A 24,850-nucleotide genomic window follows, 5' to 3' on the forward strand; every position below is an offset into this window, starting at 1 on the left:
CGGGATTTTTTTGTTTCACGTCAAACAAAATGAGACCGGCTTCCGCTCCATCAAAGTCGCGTTCACAACGGTCGTGAACCACGGGCAATACCGTTCTTCGATTCGATGTCGAACTGCCCGTCGGGATCGACAGCGATTCGAGTGGACCGACGGTGTCGATCGAACCAGGGAGGATCGGGCTGGGGCCAATAAAGGCCGTGCCCAGCAGGCTCACAGGCCGGTCGTTCGACGGGTCGCGGCTGCCCCTGAACCAGGGCGGCGGTAAGCGCACCTTCGCCTGGGATTCTCCGCGGGAGGGGCAGCCAGGCGGTCGTGAGGGCCCTGGCGTGATCCTCGGGCTCTGCGGCGGACGTCAAGCCATCAAGGGATCGAGGCCTGAACGGCGCAAAGGATCGTAGCCTCTACCACGCTCGAACACACGCTCGAACACACGCTGTTTTGATAATCCGGCGGTGTATGAAATTGTCGTTCGGGGAGCAGGATCGCCAGCTGCGTCAGTGAACCGTAACGACCGAAGTCCCCGGAGCAGCTTCGACGACCAGAGTCCGTGATCATTGAGGAATTCGCCCGTGGCCTTATATTAGATCCCGAAAGACCGCCGCCTCGACTCTATGGCAGGAACAAGTCCGGCATCATCTTGCAGGATCCAGCCTGATGGCATCCGAATGTTTATATCGTGCCTCGGCGGCTCGATCGGCAGCTACTTATCGGTTCCGCGCGACTTCAAGTCCCCAGGATTCGCCTCAATGGAGGAGCCGAAATCTATCGCCGCTGATCCGGAGGGACAGCATGAACGCCTCATTTATGTTGATTCAGGATCGTTGGTCCAGGGCGGCATCCGGGAATAAGTGCGACGACGTCCCGATACCACAATCGACGGGCTCTCCCCGTGATCGGCTCATGGTCAGCCGGGTGGCTCATGTCCCAGATCGATCATCGACATCGGCAACCGCCGATCCGCCGTGAACGACCGGACGCAAAGTCGGTGGGTCGAATCCTTGAAGGCAGGCCACTTACTTGAGCCGCAGAGGCTTGGCTAAGGGGAAGGGTCTACATTCGAAGGACGGCTCGTGTGATCCATGCGCCTTGGGACCATGCCATTCGCGAGCTTATGAGCTCGAACGATGAACCGCGACGCCTTCACGACTGTCTTGCTCCGCTACGGCTCCAGCTTGGTCAACATGCTCATCGTGGTCTGACCACGTCCGCAGCCACGCCAATGCCCCCAATCCGCTGAAGAACTCGGTAGCCGTAAGGCCACGGTTCCGGACAACGCGACCGGGCGGGGCGAACGACGGCCACCCGCCCGGGCCCATCGAGCAGCCGGGATACCACGTGACCAGAGCCGTCATGTTTGACTTGCCGACGGCCGCAACCGGCACCCCGAACCGTGGGTGACCTGACCCGAGTGCGGACCGCAACTCCCGTTCGTCTGCAGCCGTGTAGCCAGGTTCCTCCGCCGTGAGTTGCTATCAAGGCTCGAGCTATTTTCTCCACCGCCCTGGACTCCCCAGACTAACGAGCCTTGAAGAAATGGAGGCCGGCCCGAGCGGGACGGTGGCGGTTGTCACGCCAGACAGACACCCGATCAGAGTCAGGCCCCGATGACCTCCTCGCGCTTGATGAGGCCCGCGATGTACCGGCGGTTCCCCCTCCTCACGAGACTGCTTTACTATCGGCCCGCATCTCGGCTCGTCTTCCCTATCGGTGTCGCCTCGGCCCGGGGCCTCGGACCATCGCCGGGGATCCCCCCAACAGAAAACTCAAAGGCCAGCCCCGTCCCCACTCCACCGTCACCGCGGCCGCGGCCGCCGGCAAGGGTTCCGCAAGGATCGCCGTTGCCTGGTCATCGAAATGGTCGAGCCGCTCCTCCGGTCACGCCGGGAGGGTGATGCCCGATCGAGGCGCTTCAGGCGCTTCAGGTTCCAAACCACTGCGAGCCTCTAGTACAAGCCCCCTCTTAAGACTCTCTAGCTACCATTAGCATTGGAGTTCTCTATAGCTCGGAAATAACCTGAAGCGCCTGAATCGCTGAACGTAAAGCAAATAAGGACAGTAAGTTACTTCGAGTTCTCCTCCTGCTGCTCCGCTCGAAGCGCCTGAAACGCCGCAGGCTCTTCGTCCCGGAGCACCCCGTGGCCAGGAAGAGCGGGCAGGCCGAATCGGCGAAGTAGTCCGCCGTCGCCGCGGCGATGTGGCCCGGCCCTCCGTCGCGGATCAGGGAGACACCCCGAAGGAGGCCGTGCCTGCGGCGGAACTCCAGGGCCGGGTTGGGATTCGCTCTGCTCCAGGACCACGGCCCGCATACGCCCAATGTGGACGACCAGGAAGGCAAGGGGGTTCGCGATACCTTGCCGGACGAAGTCGAACTCCCGCTGCTCGATCGAACCCGTGATCGACCGTCGGATCGGTCGACACTCCGGCGATTAAAGGTTGGGCATCTCATCGGCGCAGACGACCGGTGACACTTCATAGCCGCCGCCCGGCCTTCCCGTCGCGTCAGGGGAGCTTCTCCTCGCGGGTCTTGGACAGCGGGTCGAGGCGGGTCTTGGACAGCGGGTCGAGGCGGGTCGTCCACCAGTAGCACATGCGGGGTGGCCGCAAGTCGACCCGGTCGTGGATCAGACGGGGGGCCGAGGGTTGCCCGTCTTCACGATGCCGTCAACGACGGCCAGTCGGGCCAGATCTCCGCTCGACCCGTGGGTGATGTGCAGCCCCAAGGCGTCCAGCTCCAAGCAGTCGAGTTCAACGATCTGGAGTCGCTGGAGAGGGATAATCCCGCCCGGACGACGAGGTTCATCGAGGACGCCCGGCCCCCCCCGTCGCAATAACTCTGGCCGGTGCGTCGCACCGCGCCGACGTTTCGCTCCAGGTGGGAGGCGATGGCCACGATCCACTGCCCCGCGGCGCCGGCCAGGACCGTTCGAGCACGACGGACTTGGCACCACGCCAGAGTCCGACTGGGGCAACGCCTTGGAGGACGGCTGCTCATGGGCGCCGATCGCAAACTGGCAAGACTTACGACAACGGATGGGGCGACCTCTTCCGCTGGTACCCTTCCGGGTAAACAGTAAAGAGGTCGCCCCGATTTTCGGACTCTACTTCGTGGCAGGGAGGCTAGGACCCTGGGTCCATAGCCGGAGGCCCAGGTTGACGCGGAGTTGAGCGGAGTCGGAGGCCCAGGTAGACGCGGACCTGTCGTCCTCGGTCACGGCGAGACGTATTCTCGAGATCGGGAACCACCGTTCTCAGGTCGCGACCAAATGATGTCTTGTCACCGGTGAAGTCCCGTCCCTGATCCTGGCACCATTGCTGCCAGAGTCCCCAAAGCACGTCGACGGGGACCCACTGACCTGTCTCCACCACGCACGTCTCGTCCAGGAACTGGCGCATGGGGCTGCTGAGGTTCGCCAGTTCTCGCGTCAAGTCGTCGCCGCTCGGCGGTGGGTCGAAACGACCCCGGGTATTGAGCCGAGCCCAACCTTCGATGGCCCATAGCAGGATGCCCGGAAGCTCTTCGAGGAGCCGATCGGTCAATCCGCGGTCCTCGCGGCCTACGAAGTTATGGGTCAAGCGGAGGATGATGAACCGTCCCGCAAGAGCAGTACTCGAGTCCCGGAGCCTTGGAAGTTCATTGGTCAAGAACAACAGTCTGGTCGGGAGTCGGCCGCTCCAGGCGAGCCGGTGCTTGCGGTCGATGGTCAGATGGTCCTCGCCGGAGATGGAAAGCAGTCGCTCCACGACCATGCCGTAGTCCGGCCGGCCCGAAATCCGGGCATCCGGGAAGACCGCCACCATCTTGTCGATCAGTGGTTCGACGCCGAAGTTCGTCGCCAGGCTCGCCAGGGTCGATCCGACGAAGCTGTCCGGGCCGATCAGGCCACGGAGGACTCGCGCGATCGTGCCCTTACCCGAGCGGGACGGCCCCACGATCATCAGGATCTTCTGGAGCGATGTGTCGGACGTCAAACAATACCCAAACCACTCTTGGAGAGCCTCGATCGCTCGTGGATCCTCCGGCCAGAGCTGGTTCAAGAACCGCAGCCATTCCGCGGGACGTGGTGCGGTCGGATCGAGATTATAGGGGAGGGCGTGGGTCGAGAAAAAACGAGGCGTCGGTTCGAGCAGGCCATCAGGTTCTTCGAGCAGGCCATCGCGCTCTTCGAGCAGGCTTGGCAGGTGGAGGAGCGCATTTCGGCACGCCAAGACCTCGGCCGCGGGAAATTCGGCCGCTCCCAGCCAGGAAGGGCGATGCTGGTCGTGCGGGATGTTCGTGATCGAAGCCAAGGCTTGTAGGGCGTCGTTCACCAAGCGTGTCCCGAATTTCTGGACCTTCGGGATATGCGGAGCACCGCGATCAACGATCGCCTGACGGTTGATCCGCTCGAACTCGGCGCGGATGGACGCGTTCAAGTCCACCTTAATATCGGGGACGACTTTGTAGCGGCTCCCGTCCCAACCCAGGAACTCACCTCCCTGGTGGACCAGGGTCGCTCCGTCGACATGGTGGAACTGCCGCTCGCGGAAGAGCCGGGCCAACCGGTGCGGGTCGTCATTCGCCTCATGGATCGTGGGAAGCGCATTCGGCCCCGCCTCGGCCCCATCGTCCCTGACATCCGGATGAACAACTTCGGCCCCCTGGATCAATTCATTCAGCTGCAAGATGACAGCCGAATTATCTGGGTTGGCGATCTCAAGTGGCGGCCGAACCACACCTTCGCGAACCGGCGGGGGCATCCGACGGAGCGGCCCTACGACATTGTCTTGAGGCGGCGGGGCCATCTCACCGGACAGCCGATTGAAGCCGTTCCGGCTCGGCGGGTGGAGAGTTCCGCCCCCGCCGCTGGCGCCGTCCTCCCGGCTATTATCATTCGGCATGGGCGGCTCTCCACGTAGCAATAATGAACTCACGCATATCTTTGTAGCCCTCAGGGGGGAGGATCGGGCGCACCGGCCGGCCCAACGAGCCGGACAGCCGACGGGCCAACTCGATCGCCCCGTCACGCCCTGGCCACGAACCATTGGGCTTCTGATCGCGCTCGCCGACGATCACCACCTCTCGGCGGTCGTGGGCCAGCAACTGGGCGAGGATTTGTTCGCCGGATCCGACATCGGGTCGGCCGAAGCCGCACGCTCCGATGGCCACCAAGGCGGCTGCGTCGCTGAAGCCCTCGGGGATGAGGATTGGCCCCGAGAGTTCCCGCCAGCCGTCGGGCAGGAAAACGCCCTTGCTTCCACCCCGCATGGTCCGCTTCTCGCCATTCGCGTAGCGGCGGTTGATCCCCGTGATTTTTCCTTGGCCGTCGCGCATCGGAATCGTCCAGCACTGCGCCTTGACGATCCGGTCCCCTTCCATCTTCTTGTCGTGGGCACGCCAACCGACGTGGAATCGGATCAGCGCCTCGGCAGGGAGACCGAGCGCCTTCGCCAGTTGTTCCAGGCGATCCAAAGGCATCGCGTTTTCGAACTGTGCGACCAGTGAGGGCCAATCGGCAGCTCCACCGGCGGCGCCTGGGAACAGGTCGCGAGGCAGGAGCCCGAGCGACTGGATCACGGCTTCCTGAGTGCATCCGTCGGGCACATGTCCATAGGCCTGACAATGAAGCAAGACCGTCCCGGCCGGGTGGTCGCTCCCACCCAGGGACGGTTCAGGTTGGCCTAGTTCCTCGATCTCGAAATTGAACCTGCCGAGATCGCCGCGATGCTTCGGACACTGGCCGGCGTACCCGCGGTCGGTCTTCTGATATTCCAACCCCAGTTCGTCGAGCCGAGAGAGCACCCGAGCTAGGGGAGTTAGGTGCAGGAGTTCATCCCGCGGCCGAAGCGGGGGAGCTGGTCCATGTTCGCATGCGAGTCTGTTGCTGCAGGGCATGGTTGCCGAATCCCTTTCCATGCGATCGTTTCTTGGAAGAACCCGGCGTCTGGGGTCACGAGCCAGACGCCATGTGTGCGGGTCGGTAGAGAGGAGGCCGTTTCGTGGCCTCCTTTGGAGGGACACCGGTCCCTCGAGTGGTTCGTAGGTGGGAGGATAAGGGCAGGTTCGAGCCCTGCGAGGCAGGACGAAGGACCTAACCTGATGTAGCACTCCCAGAGAGGCTCGGTCATGCGATGGACCCGATGGCCGTACTTCCCGTCGTCCCGGAGGACGTGTCGGATGGTCGCCAGGAATTCGAGCACCTCGTCGCACGGCCTGTCGAGGTAGAGCCGCTGGTACTCGCGAGCGATGGTCACCGCGGGCGGGGCCGTGGCGGAGGCGGCCCGCTCGCGTCGCATTCGATCTCGGAGTCCGCGACTTGCTCGATTCCTTGCCACCGTAGACCTCAAATGAGGTGTTCGTGAGGAGGTTCAGGATCCGACGACGATTCGCTCGAGCTCCTCTGCAAGGAACGCGATAGCGAATGCCATAACGAAGGGCATGGCAATGTCTTTACTTGACAACGGCGGCCGAGACCTGGCCCGCCAATCCCGAGTAGACCAGCCTCTCCATCTCTTCGCGGGCGATGAGCAAGCGGCCGCGAGGACCAGTGCCCTCGACCCGGATGGCCCGGATCCGACCAGCACGGACCCACGATCGAATGGTGTAGCTGGATCGTCCGGTTGCTCTCGCCACCTCTTCGACCGTGTAATAGTCCTTCCGCATCCCGCCAAGTTGCGCCCGGATTTCATCCACGGCGACCTGGAGCTTGCGAATCATCGGGACGAGGTCATGTGTGATCTCGACGGTAATTCCGCCGGTGCTCACATCGGGAACCGTGAAGGGTTCGGTATGTCGGCTCATTGATGCACATCTCCCGGAAACGATTGGGAGAGGCCGAACTGCTCTCTCACGCGATGAACGCGAAGGGGGAGCACGCTTGGCGTCCCAAGGTGTCAGCGGGATCGGGCGGATCAATCGGCCGCGAGGGTAGAGAGAAGAGACGCCGGTTGGCTATTGGTCGCCAAAGGTTGGCGCAGACGGTCGCAGGCTGAGTCGATCAGCCCGTCCCGAACAACAACCGGCTTAGTAAGAGGAAACGCCGAGGACGCTGGCCGTCATCGGCCGCAGGCAACGGTCCGGTAAACCTCGTCCCCACCCGGGGACTTCTGCCTGCTCAGGAGCAGTATAGGGCGAGTGGGGTAGTCGGTCAACGATACAGCAATCTACATTTTCTCGATATCCGGCAGGTCCGGGGACTTCTCGGGTCGCCAGGATTCCGCGGGGACGACCTTGCATGAGATCGGAACATGCTCCAGGAGACGTCGACCCGCGACCTTCACCAGGTCGTTAATCCTCGGGATCAGTTCGGATTGTCCCTCCGATCCCGTCGCCATGCCCCTCCGGACCTCGAGTACGAACTGATTCTGCGTGCAGCCGGCGAGATCGTAGCCCGCGTCGAACAGGGTGAAGAGGATCGCCTTCATCACGTCGTCGGCCAGGTCGAGGCAAGCGGCGGACCATGCCTGGACCCGAGAGGGCATCTCCCGGCGGATGCGGCCGGATGGATTCGCCACAGTTTCCACAGAGTAAAGCTCGGCGATTTCCGGGAAGACCTTCGTCCTCAACACACGGATGTACCCCTGGGCCTGGAATCCGTCGATCACGAGGTGGGTTGTCTGCGAGAGAATCCTCATTGGTATGGGGGCCGCCACGGCGTGGACCGTCGCCGGGAGGAAGACGCGGGCCCTCATCATGGCGTTCCCGAACGCTTCCGGGTACTCCTCCCGAAACCCAATCAAACTTCGCCAGTCCCGACCGAATCCGCACCAGTCGGAAGCGGCGACGAGGGAGGGATCGATGCCATCCCTGAAGAGACCTGCCAGATAGGAAGAACCGAATTGGCGTTCGGAGAGTTCCGCGAGGCAGCGGAGCTCCAGGTCCGTCAGCGTTCCGACGATCAATGAGCCACCGCCGGCCGGGCCGAAGGTCTGGATCGTCTCGAAGCGTGCCACCGCTTCGAGGTGGGGTCGAATCGACCTGATCCTGGGGACGACCTCGTAGTTGGGGTTGAGCTGTCGAGAGTGTCCACTCGACGCCCTCGTCAAGCACCTCTTCAAATCTGCGGCGGCGGACAGATCAAACCAGGCCCTGAGCGAGGGATCGCATCGAGCGTGCTCCGCCCAGACGCCGTAGTCCAGAACCAGTTCATTTTGGATCGTTTTCGGGCGAGCCATCGCCACTCGCTCGATATCGAGGATCGTATCGCTCATGCGATGGAGCCACCTATGCATCCTCGAGTCGGAGTAGGAAAGGTGGCCGTTGCGCTTGATCGCGATCAAATTACCTTCCAGGTCGAAAGGGAGCCGAATCGCCTGGTTCCGTAGAAGGATGTCCGATGCGGCCTTGAGTACTTGAGACCAGGAGGACTCGAGATCATGGGCCTCGACATGGCTCAGCAGTCCGTTACGACTGGCTTGATGGAGTGCGATCGCCCCTTGTGTCTGGAGTCCGACGGCGAGCGGGCCGTATCGCTCGACTGTCTCGGTTGGGACTTGGCCCTCGTGGATAATCGCATCGGCCTTCTTCCTCAGATCCCGATAGGCTTGGAGGGCTGCAGCGGCGTTGAGGGCGGTATCCAGAATGAGTCGCCGGTCGATGATGTCCCTCGCGGTGCCCATATCCTCTTGAGCAATCCGCGACTCCTCAGCTCCATCGCCGGCTCGACTGCTCGAGTCGAGGGTCACCAGTTCGGCAAGCTTTCGAGGGACGGGATGGACTCCGTCCCCGGCAATCTGGACGAGTTGGTCCAGCAACCGGACGTCGTGCAGGCGGCACCAACGAGAAAACTCCCGGAAGGCTTCGTATCCGGCAGCGTCATCGAGTTGGCGGAAGAAAGCGTCCACGGCCAGGGCGAGCGAGGGGGCATCATGGCAGATCAGCACAAGGCCACGATGAACGGCAAGGAATTCGCTGAATCGCTCGGGTGGGATCATACAGCAGTGCGTTTCGGAACTGGCTGAGGCGATCACCGGTTTAGCGTGGCTCGCGTCCGTGGTATTGTCGGCAGAGACCGCAAGCGCAAACTCTTCTCGATCGAGACGTTCTCCAGTCCAGGCACGAATTTCCATTTTCTCATCTCCCGTTGGACTCCACGCCCTTACCCTTTCCCTGGCCAACTTGGGGAACACGAACAATCCGGCGGATTAATGAAAGATTGGTCGTATTAATCGTGCCTCATGATATAATATGAAGTTCAAGGACCAGAGCACGACTCGTTAGCACCTCGACGGCATCCGAAGCCGGATCAAAGAGACTATCTCGCCCCGTGTCAACTTCGGAACTCCCTTCGCCTTCGCGAGGTCTCGGCCCCGGGCGAATCGCCCCAATCTTGACACACTCACCTGTGATTTCTCCTCACTCTACCGGATTGCAGGTTTCGGATCTCTGAGACCCATTCGCGAGGTGGAGACCATCAGGTTGAGGAGCCAGTGTTCATGGTAACGCTTGCCGTTGAGCCGATGGGCGGGACTCTCGAAAGCCCGAGGGAACTTACCCCGCGGCGCGTACGGCCGGAAGTTCGCCAGCAACGCCCAGCCCCGCAGCCGCAACTCGGACGATTCCTGATGGCCATGTAGGCCCCGGCCCGCGTACATCAGCCGACACAGCCGGTTCATCGGCCGATCGATCGCGTTGCTCGTGCGGTGGCATCCCGGATGGTCGTAAGCCACCGCGTAGGACTCCGTCTTGTTCACCAGCTTCGTCACCATCTCGCGCACCGGGGCGGTCCACGTTTGAGTGGCACACCACTGCTGAAACTCGCCCATCCGGCGGCGGAACTCCTCCGCGGTCGCGGCCCGGTAGATCTCCCACACCTTACGGTGCAGCTCGTGGGCCTGGCGACAGCGGTTGCGGATCTTCAGGAACCCGTGCAAGAAACAGAGGACCACCGTGATCCCAGGAAAGCACGCTTGGAACGCATTCCGTGTCGCCGCCCAGCCGTCGGTGTTGACCGTCTCGGGGGCGTAATCGGGTTCGACCTCGTGCGCCTCGGCCGCGAAGACGCCGTAGGCCTCCCGGAGATGGGCGTCATCGGCCGAGGCCGTCAGCGCGACCCCCAGGACACAGCCACCCCCCACGGTCGTTGCGACGTAGCCCTTCTGGCCGGCCCAGTCGGCGTGATGCTCGTCCGCCGCCAGATGCGTGGGCAATCGGGCCGCGTCGCGGACGGTGGTCCCCACCAGGCTGCTCCGACCCAACCGTTCGACGACACGATGCCAGTACATCTCGCTGTGACCGAAGCCGATCTTCAACAGCCAGGGGGGGACGCCATGGGCCGCGAGCAGCAAGGGATAGGCCAACTCATCGACGGTCCCGGCCATGTAGCCGACGATGAAGCCGGGGCGGAGCCAGTAGGAAGAGCCGTCGTCGGTGACGATCTTCCGCAGCTTCAGCCCGGGAAGCTTGCGGGACTCGCGGCCGAACCCGTGCAGGCGATAGCCCCGGTCGAAGCCCGGTGGGAACAGCTCCGGGGCCGAGTGGGCCCAGCCGTCGACGGCAGCCCGCAGGCGGGCGGGATCGTGCCAGATCTCGTCATAGAGCCGACGGCTCATGGGAATGACGATCTGCTTGGCGCCGCGCGTCGCTTGCGGCGATTGAGGGTTTCGTTCACGATTGAGCCGCCGGGTCTTCGGTCGAGCGTCCATCTTCAGGTCCTCTTCCGTGGTAAGAAAAGGATGACGAAGATGTCGCTGACCGGATACCCGGCACTTCAATTACCTGCAATCCGTTAGAGTCAGGATTTCCAAATCCTCAACGATCAGGGCGAGCCACTCTCGGTTCTCGAAGCGGTCGCCCGCCTCGCGACGGGCTCGAGATCATGGAGAAAGGTTGGCGCCAGCAGCTGGGTCTGCCTGGTTTTTTTTCGGCCCGTCGAAGCTTGAAATGACCTCTGATCGCTACCTCAGTTGGTGAACGAGAATGAGTTCATCGCCGATCTGCGCTCCTTGGGAAACAGGTGGCGATATCGCTTGCGCATTGACTCGGTTTGATGTCCCATCCACTCATCAATGATTCGTTGATCGACTCCTCGGGCCGCCAGGTTGGACGCGAAAGAGTGTCGGTATGTGTGGAAGCCGACCTTGAACCATCGTTTCTTGCTGCTCAGGCACCAGGGAGTGCCGCGCAGCGGTTGGCAGAAGTAGCGTGTCGCGGTCTTCTCCGTGATGGGTCCGTCCGCCTCACGCTCGCAGATCACGAACTGTCCCCGGGGTCGCGTCCCGCGCCAGTCCAGGAGCAGGACCTTCAACTCCGGGTGCAGATCGATCCGCCGAGCCGTCTCAGACTTTTGCCGGGACTGCTTCCTGCTCCGGGCGATGATCGAGTCCTGGTCGATCTCGACGTCCGACCATCGGAGTCGCAGGATCTCGCCGCGGCGCATTCCCGTATAGGCCGGGATGGCGTGGAGCAGGGGAGCGTAGTCCTTGCTCGCCCGTGTTCGGACCAGGACGAGCAAGTCGCCGATTTCGGGCGGTGTCAGGTAGAGGCAGTCCCAGAGTTCCGCGGCTTCGGTCTCGCTGAGTCCACCCCGTTCGAGGATTGCGTCGATCTCGGCGACGGTGCGGAATGCCTTCTTGTCGGCATCGCCCTTGATCGTGGTTAAGGCGACGGCGGGCGAGGCCTCAATGTACTCGTGCGCCACGGCCCACTCGAAGAGCTTGACGAGTGTGAACCGCTCCTTGCCCACCGTTTCGGCCGTCCGTTCCTTGAGGCGGGCCTGGAGGTACTGCTCGAGGTCGCGCCGGACGATCCGATCGCAGGGCAGCCCGACGCGGACGCCCAGGTGCTTTCGAAAGTTTCGCAGGTGGGTGGTTTGCGTGGCCAGGTAGCTCGACGCGATGTGCGACTGGTGGGCAAGGTAGTCGTCGATCAGGGCGGCGACCGCTGGGGCCTCTTTCCTCTTCGCGGCCGGGAGCCTGGCCGTACCGCCGCTCAGGACGAAGTCGCCGGGGTCGACGCCATCGGCGACCTGAATCATCCCGGTAGTCAGTCGGTGAATTGTTTGCTCGATGGCATGCATGGCCGCCTTGGCGTCGACCAGGCTCGTCGTCTTGAGCGACTTCTTGTATTCCTTGCCTTGGTATCGGAAGCGGGCGACGTAGATGCCGCCCTTCACGCCGAGATTCGCCATCGGCTCGCCACGCAGGATTCGGACTACCAGGAGGCCGAGGTACCGGTGCCTCGGCGCGATCGCAACATGATACCACAGGAGTGCCCGTTGAGGCACTTATGAGGCACCAATGTGAGGGTATGGGGGAATCGTCGAGGCGAGAGTGTTTGTGTAAGTCGCGATTAGGGAGGGGTTTGTGGCAGAATCTGAGGAGAGAAAAGAGAACTGGGGATCTAGGATTCGAACCTAGACTAACTGCTCCAGAGGCAGTCGTGCTACCGTTACACTAATCCCCACTCACCGGGATGATTTGTCCCTTGCGGCGAATGAGAGATGATCTTAACGAGTCCCATCGTGCGATGCAAGGGCAGGTTGATCGCTAATTCATTTTTGAAGGGGGCATGGGGGAGTCCATGAGGCATTGATGACGCGGGTCGACTTCATGACTCATGGCCATCGTCTCTGGCTCCAGTTCTCGGACTCTGGAACCAGGGACGATGGTCACTGGCGAGTGGGCCTGGGTTGGGGGACGGATCTCGCGAGGTCTTACGCCGTTTGCGAAACGGTGGTACGCTCGGTGGCTCGAGGTTGGGTGAGTCGACTCCTCTTCTGGGGAATTCCGAGGTATTGAGAGGTGAGCGAATCTCAGCCGGGGGGCCTTATTCGGCAACTCGGACCAGGTCAGCGATCGACTTGAGGCGAGAGGAGGGGCAGGGCCGCGTGACAAGTGAACGGGAGGGAAACGGGTTCGACTGGCCGAGCGCGGTCATGGCGCTGGTGACGAGCTTGGCGCTGGCTTGGACCGTCTGGCTGCGGTTTGGCAGCGAAACGGCGGTCGAACCACCGACTGTGGGAACGACTGTGCCCCCGCTTCGGTTGCTCGACGCAACCACGGCACAGCCGATTGTCCTGGTCGGGTTGCGGGGCAGGGTGGTCTGGATCACCTTTTGGTCGACGAACACCCCGGACGTGTTCGCCCAACTGGATCGAGTTTGGGGCCGGTTGGGATCCAGGCACGGGTTTTCGATGGTCACTGCGGCGGTCGATGCCCATGCCAGTGAGCGCGTTCGCACGCTCGTCGGTCAGTCGAAGTCGAGCTTGCCTGTGTATCTGGCGTCGTCGGAAACCTGCCGGACGTTTGGGGTGACGGACTCGAACCTTCCGCTCCATTTGTTGGTTGACGAAGACGGCCATGTGGGGGCGATTGCCCAAGGGGCAGGGAACGAGACATTCTCCCGGCTGGCCGTTCTTGCGGAACGGTGGCTCGACGACAGGGAACCGCTTGGGAAGACTCGATTCACAACCCATGACGTCTGGAAATCGAGGGCTTCTCAGGGCACGCCCGACGCCGAACTTGGGTCGAATGCTTCGAGGCGAGCGCGGAGGGCGGCCGCGGCGCGGCGAGGACTCGGGGCCCGGATGACGGCCGAACTGACGGCGACCCGGCGGGCTCCTGCTTCGAGGACCTGATCGATATTCTCTTCGTTGATGCCTCCGATGGCGTACCAAGGGAGGGTCGTGGTCTCGGCGGCGTGGCGGACGAAGGCGAGGCCCGCGAGGTCGGAGAAGTCTTTGGTGTCGCTCGTGAAAACGGGGCCGACGCCCAGATAGCCGGCGCCGGCGAGGATCGCCTGCTCGAGTTGCGAGCGATCGTGGGTGGAGACTCCGATCAGGGAGAGTGGTCCGACGATCCGGCGTGCGTCTCGGAGGGTGACGTCGTCCTGGCCGAGGTGGACGCCGTCGGCCCCTGCGAGCCGGGCCAGGTCCGGGCGGTCATTGACGAGGAAACGGGCCCGGGCCTGGGCGGTCAGGATGCGGACCTCGCGGGCCCGCTGGAGCCACTCGCGGTCGGGGAGATTTTTCTCGCGGAGCTGGATCAGGTCGGCACCGCCCGCCAGGGCTTCGCCGACGACCCAGGTCAGGTCGCCCAGGGTCGGCAGGCCACCGACCAGGACCATCAGGCGGGCCTCTCCCAACGCTCGCTTCGATCCGGCGGCGGTCAGGGTCAGTTTTTCCAGAGTATAGACGTCGTACCGAAGCACCTCGAACCGGCCCGAGAGCCAGACATCGACGAGTTTGGTGTACTCCTCCAGCGTGCGCAGGGCTTCGGCTGCGCGTTTGAAGTTGGCGGTCAAAACCGCGCGGGGGTTTTCGCGGGCCTGCTCGGAGGCCGTCATGATGTGGGTGCCGACGTCGCCCCGCGTATCACGAGCGCCGATCAAGGTGTCGAGGTCCAGGCCCTGAACGGCCGCGGCCAGGCGGTGCCGCACGTCCTTGATCCGCCGGGTGAGGCTCGCGTCGTCCAGAGCGAATCGGACGTAATCCTCGACGACCCGCAGGCCCTCGCGGGCCCGGTTGGCGGAGGCGTCGAGGATTCGCCCGAGGTCGACGCCCTGGCCCGGTTCGGTCAGCTCGAGTGGGGGAATTTCCGAATCCAAGGGGAGCGGCAACACCTCCGCGACCGACTCGGGCGAGAGGAGAATCAGCAGGCCTTCCAGTTCGATCCCGGCGGCCGCCACGATGTCGGCGGCCGGCCCCGCGCTGGAGACCAGACCTGCTAATAGGTATTCGGTGCCAACGAGTCGGGTCCGATCAAAGGCTCTCGCCTGGTATTTCGCGTCACTCAGTGCGGTGCGAAGGGCGGGCGAGTGGGGCAAGTCATCACCCGGATCCGGCTCCACGGGTTCGGGGAGGGTCGCGACGACGCCGAGCGCTGACCACACCTGGGCCGGATCGAGGCCGAACTGGACCAGAATCTCGGCGGCGCGACTCTCGGGCTCATCGACCAGGGCGGCGAGAAGATCCGTGGGTTCCACGGCTTTGGCGGCTCGATGGCGGGCCCGGTTGACTGCCCGCTCGAGGGCCCGAATCGCTCCCTCGGTGAACGTTTCCTGCATGAGACCTGATCCTATCCGTTCGTTGTCGTCGGAAGCGGACCGAAACGCGACAACGTTCGTGTCGCCCATCACCGATCGCGACGTGCATTGGTGTTTCGCCGACGCGCCCGACGACTTCAGATCGGCGGCTTGCCCAGGCGGTTTGCGGGAAGGCTAGGCCCATCTTGACGGGGCGCGTTCACAAGCGAGCCAACGTGCTGCTTCTGGCCGCCGGCTCGCTTGATTTCCGCTTTGGCTCTTGCCATGATAAGGACATTGTCCTGAGAGTTCCAACCCAAGACAATGCGCGGGCGCTTGCGGACTCTCCACCGCTCTGCCACTCGGTCCCACCCCCCTTTCTTTTTTCTAACTTCAGGAACCCACCGTGTTCGACCGAACGATGCCCTTGATGTTGGTCGCCCTCTCCATGCTCTCGGTCACTTGCGTAGTTTCCGCCGACGAGCCTGCCAAAAAACCCACCTCAGTGCTTTCGTTTCAGGTTAACGACATCGACGGCAAACCCGTTGATCTCTCCAAGTACAAGGGAGAGGTTCTCTTGATCGTCAATACCGCCAGCCAGTGCGGATTCACTCCGCAGTACGAAGGACTCGAGGCGGTCTACGAGAAGTACAAGGGCCAGGGATTCGAGGTTCTTGCCTTTCCGGCCAATGAGTTCGGCCGTCAGGAACCGGGTTCGGATGCCGAAATCAAAACCTTTTGCAGTTCAAAATTTAATGTGAAGTTCCCGCTTTTCTCCAAGATCGTCGTGAAGGGGGAAGGCATTCACCCGGTCTACCAGTTCCTGACGGAGCCGGAGACGAACCCCAAGTTCGCTGGCCCGATTTCCTGGAACTTCGCCAAGTTCCTGGTCAACCGCAAGGGAGAAGTGATCGCTCGCTTCCTTCCGAAGGACGCACCCGAATCCGCCAAGGTCACCAGCGAGATCGAGAAAGCGCTGGCCGAGGCGAAGTGACTTGAACCCGGCGCCTGACTCTGATTGGCGGCCGTGACTCGCGACAATCCCTACAAAATCAACGATCCGCAACTGGGCGAGAATCTCGATGGATTTTCGCCCCGGTCGAATCCGTAGCACGGCCGGCCCGGCCGTATTCCCCTCGGCCCAGGGCCATTCCTTTGGGTTTGCGCCGACCCGAGGGAATTACAGCCGGGTCGGTCGTGCTACTGCAAACCAATCGGTGGCGGAAACCGCAAGAATCAATGGTTCCTTAGCTCTGGCGCGGATCGTTGTGAAAAATCAAAAAAAAAGAGGGGGACCGAAGCATGAGCTTCGGTCCCCCTTTTGGTTTGCTGATGGAATCCCGGCAAGACGGAGGTGAGAGAAGTGGTCAGCGTAACGGCCTGACCTGGTTCCTGGTTCAGACGCCGTCCATTGAGCCTCAGCCCGGGGATAACGATTTGGCTTCGGTGCTGATGCCGGCCACCGTTTTTGTGGGAGGAGTGAGCGTTCTGGGGTTGGCGGAGACGCGGTCGCCCGGCTCGAGTCCCGAGAGCACTTCGACGTAGGTGGAGTCGGCGACCCCGAGCGTGACCGCCTTCCACTCCCAACTGGTCGTTCCCGTTGAGGTCTTTCGTGCGAGGGCGGAGTAGGCCTGGCCGTCGACCCAGCGGATCGCACGGACGGGGACTCGCGTTGCTTCGCGGCGCGACTCGATCAGGAAATTGACCTCGGCGCTCAGGCCAGGGCGGAGTTCGTCGAAACCGCCCGAATCGATGTTGACCGTGGCGTAGTAAACCTGGACATCGAGGTTCGAGATGCTGGCCGGCGCGGGGATGGGAGTGATCTCGTTAACGGTTCCCTGGAGGGGACGGCCGGGGAAGGCGTCGATCCGAATGATCACGCGCTGACCCTTGTGGATCAGGCTCGTCTTCGATTCGTTGACCCGGGCTTTCACCCGCATGTTCCTGGGGTCGGGGACGTAGAAGATCGGTTGCGTCTGACGCACCGTCACGCCCTCCTGGATCTGGGCCTCGACCCGTCCCCAGCTATTCGTCTGGTTGGCATAGACGATGATGCCGTCCCGCGGGGCGCGCATCGTGCAGTTGGCGATCATCAACTCGAGTCGCTTGAGCCGTTGGGTCTCGAGCGCGAACGCCGATTCTTGGGAGGAGAGGTCGGACTTGATGGCCTCGATCTTCGCCAGGCGGGCTTTCATGATGCGGGGCATCGTGAAGTTCTTGAGCCGGTGCTCCATGCCCTCGGCCTCGGATAGAACGAAAGAGGCTTGGAGGTCGGCCAGCTCGTCGGCCCTGACCTGGGCGTTGGCGCGGAAGCCTTTCTGGGCCGCATCCCGCGACCATGCCAGGTTGAGTCGAGTACGTCGCTGCTCGGTCTGGCAGCCAATGATGTACTGACGGATCAACTGGACGTCCTGGGGATAGATGCCTTCCTGATACTCACGCAGGGAGATTTCGTTGACGTCGAGGATCGATTTCGCTTGCTCGACCCAGGACTGCGCCTGGACGTAGCGAATTTGCTGGGCCTGGAGTTCATCGCGAAACGCCGCCGAATCCAGTTCGCAGACGATGTCGCCGGTGACGACGCGGGTTCCCTCGGGGATAATGTTGATAATTCTGGTCGAGCCGGGCATTTCGGTCGGACCAGACCCCCCTCGTCCGCCGCCGCCACCACCTCCTCCTCGTCCCCCGCTGCTGCCCATCATGAGGTTCGTTTGCTGTTTGCCGGCCGCCTGGGTGGAAACCGGCTTGGCTCCGCGGAGCGGGATGTGCGGCTCGACAATGTAGTTAAAGCTACGGATGTCGGGTCGTTTCATGACGCTGGAGCTAGCCGCCGTTGCGCTTGCGGCGGGGACTGGCGTCTTCGAGGCGACGCCGGCCCCAGTCACCCTGGCCTTGGTGCCGCCGGCTTTGGCGGCCGCCGCCCCCTTGCCTTGCATGGCCGCCTTCGCCGGTGATGCGGGGGCTGCCTGCGCGGCGCCGCCTGACGCCTGCCCTCCCGCCCCACCCCGGTTTCCCGCGGTTTTGCTTACCGCCCCCCCGGTCATTCCGACCAGGGCCTCAACCTCGCAGCGAACCGTCGCGTTGTTGGCGCTTTCGAGCGTGCCGTTCTCGGTCACGACCAGGGCTACGTCCCCTCGGTCGACCTCCACGGTTTCTGGGGGAGGAGCGGTCTTTGACCAGACCCGAGAGGGGCGAAGCATCGCCGCGAAAATTCCGGCTCCCACTGCTCCGGTGACCACCGCGGCAAAGGCCCAACGCTGCCAGGATGGCCGACGCTCATCAGGGATGGCGAGAGGAGTCGAAGCAAGCTCATCCGATGACATGAAAATTCCCTCTCAAAACTCAAACGCGGGCACGAAACAGACTCGACGGTCAGGTGCGCCACCCACGACAAGTCACCTCTATTATCGACCGATTCGCCTGGGGGTCAATCATTTCCCAAAGTCGCCAACCGAAGCCATCTCCGGGCCACGTAAGCTTTTGAGAGCGGTTCCGCGTCATTGGTAGATTGGGACTACTGGGAGATATCGAAAAAGTCGTACTACGTTAGAATAAGCGACGAAAGGAAGCGGCGTGGCCACTCTCGGATCGTGGTCGCACCGCAATCATGCCGTGTCTTCGGTACGGTTACGTTGAAGCCGACGCCTTCAAATAGGCCTTACGGACACGTCGCGCGGTCCTTGAGTTAAGAGCCTAAGTCAAGGAGTGAGCTTGGGTTGCGTTTGATCGGTTCTCGGTGTTACCTGTGGGACCGCACACCGAGCGACCCGTCTCTTGACGAGCATTCAGGATCTTGGAGCCGGCACCATGTTGCAGTTGCGTCATCGGTCGAAGAGACACGAGGTGGGTGGAAGCTGGAAATCGTCGCGCAGGCGGTTGGAGTGGGAATGTCTTGAGGAGAGAATGCTCCTGGCGACGGTCGGGTACGACTACATTCTCAGCGGAACTCGTTGGGTCAACCCGAGCCACATCACGTATAGCGTCGCTCCCGACGGCGTACTCTGGGATCACGGCACAAGCAACCTCAACGCGGCCTTTAACGCCAAATTCGGCAACGGGGTCTGGCAGCGCCAGTTCGCCTTGGCCCTGGCGACCTGGCAGTCCGTCGCCAACATCAATATTGCTCAGGTCTCCGACTCCGCGCTGGGGTTCGGGACCTTTGGCAAGTCTCAGGGGGACCCACGCTTCGGTGACATCCGGCTCGGCGGGGCACCTTTTTCAAACAGTAGCAATCCCACCCTTGCCATTGGCTACTACCCTCCTCCCCAGGGGACGACCGAAGCCGGGGACCTCGAAATCAATACGACCAAGAATTTTACGATCGGGGGCGGAGGGGGCTACGACCTCTACAGCGTGCTGCTTCATGAGACCGGCCATGCGCTTGGGTTGGACCACTCGCTCAACCCCAACACCGTCATGTTCGCGAACTATGAGGGGGTTCGAGCCGGGCTTCGGCCGGAGGACATCGCCGGGATCCAGGCGATCTACGGGCCCCGGACCCTGGATGCGTACCAAGCTCGGGGGCTCGGCTTGGGCTGGTCCAGCGCGATCGACGTCACGGCCGGACTGGGGAGTGTGCGACAAACGACGGTGGGAAACGTCGCGCTCAACTCGATCGGCGCGACCGAATATTTCACCGTGATCGCCCCCAGCACTCCAGGGGCGACCCTGCAAGTCACCGCGGCCGCCGGCAACGTGAGTCTACTCAGCCCCAAGATCAGTCTTTACGACGGGGCGGGGAACCTGCTCGGGGCCGCGGCGAATCCGTCGGCCTGGAGCAATAATGTCTCGGTGACTACCGCCCAGATCGTGCCGGGCCAGCGCTATTTTGTTGCCGTGACCGGGGCGACCAGCGATGCCTTCGCGATCGGTGCCTATCAACTTCAGGTCGCGTTCACGGGCGGCACGTCACCCAACAACCCGGCCGTGACGCCGCCGCAGGTTACCCCCCCCGGCATGATTACCGCCCCCCCCGTGATCGGGAGCAAGGTGGGCCCGGATCGGTTTGAGTCAAACAATACGTTCGCCCTGGCGACCAACCTCGGCGCTGTCCCCGGTGCGGTCACGGTTGCCAATCTGACACTCGATACCTCCAGTGATCTGGATAACTTCATCTTCCGGAATGGCAAGGCGGGCGTCTACCGCGTGACCGCGACGGGCGCGGCCATTCGCATCTTCGACGGGTACGGCAATCAACTCGCGGCTGGCACCGGCGATGTTTCGATCCGGATTTTTAAACCTCGTACATCGCTTTATGTTCAGATCAGTTCGGCAACGGGAACGGAAAATGCGAACTATTCGTTGATCGTCTCGGCAAAGAACGCGCGAGCGGTGGCTACAGCCTCTGTCAAGGTCCGGCGTCCCCTCCATCGGCAGCTCGCGCTGTGGGCGGTTCGACCGCGGGTCTAGGTCCATTGAAGCTGTCCTTGAGCGTATGGTAGGGTGGTCGCACCGGAACTATTAAGTGCGAGCCTACCCTGTGGGATCAAGGCGAGACGCCTCGGGATAGGCCCAACCAAGGAGCGACGTCATGGCTGAATATTCACTGCCCCCTTTGCCGTATGACTACAGTGCCTTGGAGCCGCATATCAGCGCCAAGACCATGCAGTTCCACCACGACAAGCATCATCAGGCCTACGTCACCAACGTCAACGCCGCCCTCAAGGATCACCCCGCACACCAGGGCAAGTCCATTGAGGAGCTGATCGCCAATCTTGACGCTCTGCCTGAGGGGATCCGCACCGCAGTCCGCAACAATGGTGGTGGTCATGCCAACCACTCCTTGTTCTGGCTGATCATGAAGCCGGGCGGCGGCGGCGAGCCGACCGGAGCCCTCGGACAGGCGATCACCAGCGAACTCGGTGGGTTTGCTTCGTTCAAAGAGGCACTCAACAAGGCGGGAACCACCCGGTTCGGCTCGGGTTGGGCCTGGCTCGTCGTGGGCAAGGACGGCAAACTTGCCGTGACCTCGACCGCCAACCAGGACAGCCCCATCATGGAAGGGCAGACCCCGCTGTTGGGCGTCGACGTTTGGGAGCACGCCTACTACCTCGACTACCAGAATCGCCGGCCCGACTACCTCGCCTCTTGGTGGAACACGCTCAACTGGGAAGAGATCGGACGCCGGTACGACGCGGCCAAGGCCAAGTAACGAACGCCCTGACAGAACCATTTTTCAGGTGCCGATCCACTGCAAGCGACGGGTTGACCACTCCACACGGGCCTTGGGAACTTCCGGCCCGTTGTGGTTCGCTTGACCAATACCTGGATTTCGGTATGATCCGGACGCGCTGAGGGAGGAAGTCCTTCTCTTTTGGCGGCGTCCGGTTTCCGTTAGCCCCTTTGCCAAACACCTCGTTCCATGGAACATCTCGACGCCTCGGCACGATGCCGCGACGTGCTCGCCCTTTCCAGGGCAGGTTGCGAAGCGCGTCTTTTTTCCAAAGAACGAGGAGACTCGCCGATGGATCGGCTCAAATTGACACTGGCCGGTTGTGGCCTTGCCGCACTTCTCACGGCTTCGGGTTGTCGGAACCTCCGCTCCGAAGTTCCCCCAGGGCGTCCGTTTGCCAGTGAAGGCAGCCAGCCCTCGGTCGGATTCAGCTCCGACCCGCATCCGAACACCGGCCCTGGGGCCGGGGCATTGCCGGGTGGTCCTGGCTCGCCCCCAGGAATGCCGCAAGATTCGGCCAGCCAGTTCGGGACGCCCGCACCGGGTGCGTCCGACAAGTATGGGGCGCCGACGGCTAACGCCTACGGACCTCCGGGTACCTCGACGCTGGCTCCTCCCCCGGAGATGGGAGCCGACCCCTTGGCTGCTCCGTCAGCTACGTCGCCGGCCGCCCCCACGATTCCGGGCACGCTAGGAACCGATCTGCCGGGTTCAGCCCCTGCGCCTCAATAATCAGTCCGTTGTCGCGGTTCGAGGTGGCCCGCGCTCCAATGCGTCGGTCGCCACCGAGAATCGTCGCAACCGGCATGATGCCAGCGGTATTGGTGGGCCCGATTTCGCCATGGACGAGTCTCTGACCATCCTCTATGAGGACGCGCATTGCCTGGCGGTCGTCAAGCCGGGGGGCGAGCTGACCCAGGGGACGATCGGGGGCCCGGAATCGACGCTCGAGGCGAGGGTTCGTCGCTACCTCCGTCCCGACGATCCGGGCTCGGTGTATCTTGGCACGGTGCATCGGCTGGACCGACCCGTCTCGGGGGTCATCCTCTGGGCCAAGACCCTGAAGGCGGCGCGGCGGCTAGCGGCCCAGTTCGCCGCCCGAGAGCCGCGCAAGGAGTATTGGGCGATCGTCGAAGGGACGACCGCCCGTTGGGGTGACGAAGGGCGCTGGGATGACTGGTTGACGGACCCAGACAGTTCGGGGGTCGTTCATTCGAGCGAGACCGAGGCGCCGGGGACGCGCCTGGCCGTCACTCGATTTCGGAAGAGCGCTGCCACGCGGTTGCCGGAAAACACGAACTGGCTCCGCCTTTGGCCGGAGACGGGCCGGACTCATCAGCTTCGGGCGCAGACAGCCCACCGCGGGCTGCCGATCCTGGGCGATCTGGCGTATGGCTCCGGCCGGCCCTTTACTCGAGGCATCGCCTTGCACGCCAGGTCGCTTCGGGTCCGACACCCCACGCTGGGCACCACTCTCGACCTGCTCGCGCCGTTGCCGGGCACCTGGGCGGAGCAGGGGATCGTCTTGCCCAAACCGACGATCCCCGAGGTCGAATAGCCGGCTCCACCTGGATCGCATTCGATCGCCGGCCGTGACCGCTCCTTCCGCGGCTTATTCTATCGCGATTTTAACGATCCGGAGTCGTAACGTTCCTACGGGAATGGGCACCTCGACCTCCTCATCCAGCTTTTTGCCGACCAGCGCTTGCCCAATCGGACTGGTCAGCAAGATCTTGTTCTGGTCGTAGTCTTCATCGCCGGGCCCGACCAGAATGAAGTCTTCCTCGTCGTTCATATCCAGGTCGAGGACGCGAACCCGCGAGCCGAACACGACGCGGTCGGTGGGTAGGGTCGACTTGTCGACAATCATCCCGCGGCCAAGCTTATCCTGAAGTTCGTTGATCCGCGCCTGAAGCATGCCCTGCGCCTCGCAGGCTGCGTCGAATTCGGCGTTCTCGGAAAGGTCGCCGAAGTCCCGGGCCGTGGCAATCTGCTCGGCGATCCGGGGCATGTCCTCATTTTTCATCTTGTCGAGCTGGGCTTTGAGTCGGTCGTAGCCTTCCTTCGACATCGGAATTCGATCCGTGGACATGCCTATCTGCTCCCAATCGTCCTGCGGCCGCGTCGCGCTTATTAGGGCTTAGAGCTTAATATTGGACGCCGCTCGGGAACGCATCAGTGGTCTATGGAATGGTGTGGGGAAGTCCCTTGGAAGTCTAGAAGCAAACACCGCGGCGCCCGGGTGGACCCGGTGCCGCGGTCAATATCGCAATTCAGACTAGTCTCCACGATCGCCGGACGCAACCCCAAGCCTGACACGCGTGCATGAGGTGATGGGCTGGGGTTGGTCGCCTGGGGACTTACGCAGTGCCCAGGCGTGTGAGCGATTATTCATGTCGTAGTGCGTCAATAGGATCCATCATGGCGGCTCGCTGGGCTGGGTAGAGCCCGAAGAGGATGCCGATGGCCACGGAGATACCGAAGGAGAGGAGCACCGAGAAGCCGGTCACGACCGCCTTCTGTTCTGGAATAAAGTAAACGATCAACTGGGGGATGGCGATCCCGAGGCTGACTCCGAGCAGGCCGCCGACACCGGAGAGGACGACGGTTTCGATGAGGAACTGCTGGGTGATGTCGCGTCGCTTGGCGCCCAGGGCGCGACGGATGCCGATTTCTCGGGTCCGTTCGGTCACGGTGGCGAGCATGATATTCATGATACCGATGCCGCCGACCAGGAGTGAGATCGAGGCAATGGTGCCGAGGATGATGCTGAACTGCCGAGCCGTCCGTTTGGCTTCGTTGAGCAGGTCGAGCGGCACGATGATGGAGACATCCTTCTTGGGGTGGTACGGATTGACGGCGGCCTCGACGATCGGGTGGGTGGGGCCCACCTCGGTGAGGTTGCCCACCTGGAGTGTGACCTGGGAGAGTTGGGTCTCCTCGAACTCCATCGACCCAGCCCGGCTGTTCATGATCCGTTCGCCGAACCGGAGCTTGCAGGTGTTCAGGGGGATGTAGACGTCCTTGTTGAACTCCTGCGCGGCCAGACTGCCGCCAATTCCCGCGGTGCTCGCGCGTTCCTGGGTGACACCGACGACCTTGTAGTAGTCGGCGCCGAGTTTGACGGTCTGGTGAATGGGGTCTTCGTAGGGAAAGAGGGTTTTGGCGGTCTCCGAGGCGAGCACGGCGACGTTTTCGTAGCGGGCGTTATCGCTTTCGGTGAGGAATCGCCCGCGCTCGATCTCGAGGTGGTTGAACTTGTCGTAGTCGCTGGTCGTCCCGACGACCCGGCCGTCGATTTCCAGGTTGAGGTGCCGGATCTGTTTGCGGAGCTCGCGAATCGGCAGCGCCTTCTTGATCGTGGGCACCGTGGCCATGATCCGGTCGAAGTCGGCGAATTTGAGGCCGTAGGCGAGGATTCGGGCCGGTCGACCGCCGGTCGACTGGGATTCGTCGGTCGGCTTGACCGAGCGAACGATGATGTTGGTGGCTCCAAGCTGCTCGAATCGCTTTTGCGCGTCGCGGCTCGACCCCTCGCCGATGGCCAGCATCGAGATCACCGCGGCGACGCCGAAGACGATACCCAGGACGGTGAGTCCCGAGCGCAACTTATGGAGGAGCAGGCTTTTGAGCCCGAGTCGAATTCCCCGTAGGATGCGTCCCATGATGGCTTCTTCGGTTCGGTGGGGCTGGCCCACAGGTCTCGAAAAGGAAGGAACAGAGTGGGCCGAACCCACTGC

At 62.6% G+C, this 24,850-nt stretch carries 17 protein-coding genes and 1 tRNA gene; 5 read left to right on the top strand and 13 right to left on the bottom strand.

What is annotated here, in order from left to right:
• Positions 1 to 3,117 precede the first annotated feature (3,117 nt).
• The 10 genes from V5E97_RS11555 to V5E97_RS11600 all read right to left on the bottom strand — a co-directional run bounded on the left by V5E97_RS11555 (position 3,118) and on the right by V5E97_RS11600 (position 14,980).
• Complete coding sequence (locus V5E97_RS11555) at positions 3,118 to 4,878, bottom strand: DNA primase family protein (protein ID WP_406699473.1); 1,761 nt, start codon at positions 4,876 to 4,878, stop codon at positions 3,118 to 3,120.
• The gene (locus V5E97_RS11560; RefSeq protein WP_406699474.1) at positions 4,868 to 5,752 is read right to left on the bottom strand and encodes a primase/helicase family protein; all 885 of its coding nucleotides are present in this window, start codon (positions 5,750 to 5,752) and stop codon (positions 4,868 to 4,870) included. Before V5E97_RS11560 ends, V5E97_RS11555 begins: the two co-directional genes overlap by 11 nt.
• 41 nt (positions 5,753 to 5,793) lie before the next feature.
• Complete coding sequence (locus V5E97_RS11565) at positions 5,794 to 6,273, bottom strand: hypothetical protein (protein WP_406699475.1); 480 nt, start codon at positions 6,271 to 6,273, stop codon at positions 5,794 to 5,796.
• 154 nt (positions 6,274 to 6,427) lie between these two features.
• Positions 6,428 to 6,778 (bottom strand): helix-turn-helix domain-containing protein, encoded by a 351-nt coding sequence (locus V5E97_RS11570; protein ID WP_406699476.1) that lies wholly within the window; start codon positions 6,776 to 6,778, stop codon positions 6,428 to 6,430.
• Between the two features lie 362 nt (positions 6,779 to 7,140).
• Complete coding sequence (locus tag V5E97_RS11575; RefSeq protein ID WP_406699477.1) at positions 7,141 to 9,045, bottom strand: hypothetical protein; 1,905 nt, start codon at positions 9,043 to 9,045, stop codon at positions 7,141 to 7,143.
• 291 nt (positions 9,046 to 9,336) lie between these two features.
• Positions 9,337 to 10,620, bottom strand: coding sequence for a hypothetical protein (locus V5E97_RS11580; RefSeq protein WP_406699478.1), 1,284 nt, complete (start codon positions 10,618 to 10,620; stop codon positions 9,337 to 9,339).
• A gap of 257 nt (positions 10,621 to 10,877) precedes the next feature.
• A complete protein-coding gene (locus V5E97_RS11585) occupies positions 10,878 to 12,104 on the bottom strand; it encodes a tyrosine-type recombinase/integrase (RefSeq protein ID WP_406699479.1) in 1,227 nt (408 codons plus the stop codon).
• Between the two features lie 204 nt (positions 12,105 to 12,308).
• Positions 12,309 to 12,379: transfer RNA gene (locus tag V5E97_RS11590), tRNA-Gln, on the bottom strand.
• A 363-nt stretch (positions 12,380 to 12,742) separates the two neighbouring features.
• Entirely contained in the window at positions 12,743 to 13,045 is a 303-nt protein-coding gene (locus V5E97_RS11595; RefSeq protein ID WP_406699480.1) for a hypothetical protein, read from the bottom strand.
• Between the two features lie 369 nt (positions 13,046 to 13,414).
• A complete protein-coding gene (locus tag V5E97_RS11600) occupies positions 13,415 to 14,980 on the bottom strand; it encodes a thiamine phosphate synthase (protein ID WP_406699481.1) in 1,566 nt (521 codons plus the stop codon).
• Between the two features lie 364 nt (positions 14,981 to 15,344).
• Here V5E97_RS11600 and V5E97_RS11605 point away from each other — a divergent pair, with 364 nt between their 5' ends.
• A complete protein-coding gene (locus tag V5E97_RS11605; protein ID WP_406699482.1) occupies positions 15,345 to 15,932 on the top strand; it encodes a glutathione peroxidase in 588 nt (195 codons plus the stop codon).
• A gap of 424 nt (positions 15,933 to 16,356) precedes the next feature.
• On the opposite strand, the gene V5E97_RS11610 is transcribed toward V5E97_RS11605, so the two are convergent.
• Positions 16,357 to 18,261, bottom strand: a complete 1,905-nt coding sequence (locus tag V5E97_RS11610) for an efflux RND transporter periplasmic adaptor subunit (RefSeq protein WP_406699483.1) — start codon at positions 18,259 to 18,261, stop codon at positions 16,357 to 16,359.
• 580 nt (positions 18,262 to 18,841) lie between these two features.
• Between V5E97_RS11610 and V5E97_RS11615 the strand changes: the two genes are divergently transcribed.
• From V5E97_RS11615 to V5E97_RS11630, 4 genes are all read left to right on the top strand, one after another.
• Positions 18,842 to 20,347 (top strand): matrixin family metalloprotease, encoded by a 1,506-nt coding sequence (locus tag V5E97_RS11615; RefSeq protein WP_406699484.1) that lies wholly within the window; start codon positions 18,842 to 18,844, stop codon positions 20,345 to 20,347.
• Positions 20,348 to 20,468: 121 nt separating this feature from the next.
• Complete coding sequence (locus V5E97_RS11620) at positions 20,469 to 21,089, top strand: superoxide dismutase (protein WP_406699485.1); 621 nt, start codon at positions 20,469 to 20,471, stop codon at positions 21,087 to 21,089.
• Between the two features lie 312 nt (positions 21,090 to 21,401).
• A complete protein-coding gene (locus V5E97_RS11625) occupies positions 21,402 to 21,842 on the top strand; it encodes a hypothetical protein (RefSeq protein WP_406699486.1) in 441 nt (146 codons plus the stop codon).
• 109 nt (positions 21,843 to 21,951) lie between these two features.
• Positions 21,952 to 22,668 carry an RluA family pseudouridine synthase gene (locus V5E97_RS11630; protein ID WP_406699487.1) on the top strand — a complete coding sequence of 239 codons (717 nt, stop codon included), beginning with the start codon at positions 21,952 to 21,954 and terminating at the stop codon, positions 22,666 to 22,668.
• A gap of 54 nt (positions 22,669 to 22,722) precedes the next feature.
• On the opposite strand, the gene greA is transcribed toward V5E97_RS11630, so the two are convergent.
• On the bottom strand, positions 22,723 to 23,202 hold the full coding sequence (greA, locus tag V5E97_RS11635) for a transcription elongation factor GreA (RefSeq protein ID WP_406699488.1): 480 nt from the start codon (positions 23,200 to 23,202) through the stop codon (positions 22,723 to 22,725).
• Positions 23,203 to 23,497: 295 nt separating this feature from the next.
• Entirely contained in the window at positions 23,498 to 24,775 is a 1,278-nt protein-coding gene (locus V5E97_RS11640; protein WP_406699489.1) for an ABC transporter permease, read from the bottom strand.
• Positions 24,776 to 24,850 lie beyond the last annotated feature (75 nt).

This window comes from Singulisphaera photorubra (genome assembly GCF_045290345.1).
Classification (GTDB): Bacteria; Planctomycetota; Planctomycetia; order Isosphaerales; family Isosphaeraceae; genus Singulisphaera.